Source organism: Nostocoides veronense (assembly GCF_039531185.1).
Classification (GTDB): Bacteria; Actinomycetota; Actinomycetes; order Actinomycetales; family Dermatophilaceae; genus Nostocoides_A; species Nostocoides_A veronense.
Window position 1 is genome coordinate 1 of the sequence record NZ_BAAAPO010000055.1, and the last position, 981, is coordinate 981.

The following is a 981-nucleotide window of genomic DNA, read 5'->3' on the forward strand; positions in this document are numbered from 1 at the left end:
CTAACGCTCAGTGGTCCGCCCTCGCAGCGGTTGCGGTCGGTCCAGTTGTCCGTCCCGTAGGAGGAACCCGTTGCGGAGGCGGTGCAGGTCATCGGCGGAAACCCACGCCCGAATGTTCGCAAGACCGCCCGAGAAGGGTTGTCCGGTGACGGTGCGTCATATGGGACGGCCTGTCGTCCCGTAAACGAACGATTCCGCTACAGCGATGACGAGGGTGCGTTGCCCTGTCCAGGATGCTTGACGCTTCGCGGCTCTCAACCCACGGCGTTTGTAGCGGAACTCAGTGCCGGATTCTATGGCTCGATACTTCCAGTGCTGGATGAGTATCGCTACAGTCAGTACCGTGGGGCATCTGCTGGGTTATGCGCGTGTGTCGAGGACTGATCAGGACGCTGCGCTGCAGGTCGATGCGCTGACTGCCGCGGGGTGTTACCGGGTCTTCGTCGACACGATCTCTGGCTCCCTGGATCACCGTCCCGAGCTGACGAAGCTGATGGGCCAGTTGCGCCCGGGGGACACGCTGGTGGTGTGGCGGCTGGACCGGTTGGGTCGCTCGATCCGGCATCTTATCGACCAGCTGCAGATCTTGTCCGAGCAGGGCGTGGGGTTCCGCTCCTTGCAGGAGACGATCGACACGACCTCCTCGGGCGGGCGGCTGGTGTTCCACGTCTTCGCCGCGCTGGCCGAGTTCGAACGTGACCTGATCCGTGAGCGCACCAACGCAGGACTGGCCGCCGCCCGGGCCCGTGGCCGCAAAGGCGGGCGACCGCCCGCACTGTCGCCGGACCAGGTCAAGGCGGCCCGTCGGATGTATGAGCAGAATGAGATGACGGTGGCGAAGATCGGTGCGGTCCTGGGCGTCAGCCGCGCCACCATCTACCGCGCGCTCAACCGCCAAAGTGTCCCAGTGGTCGAACCACGACAGTCGAGAAGCGCCGTGTAGGTCATGGACGCGGCCGGGCGCTGGCAGATCCTCAGGCT

Annotated in this window: 1 protein-coding gene; it reads left to right on the plus strand. The window is 65.0% G+C overall.

All coding sequences use genetic code 11. The features are described 5' to 3' along the window. The first annotated feature begins 319 nt into the window (after positions 1–319). Positions 320–943, plus strand: coding sequence for a recombinase family protein (locus tag ABD225_RS17025; protein WP_344088353.1), 624 nt, complete (start codon positions 320–322; stop codon positions 941–943). The last annotated feature ends 38 nt before the right edge of the window (positions 944–981 follow it).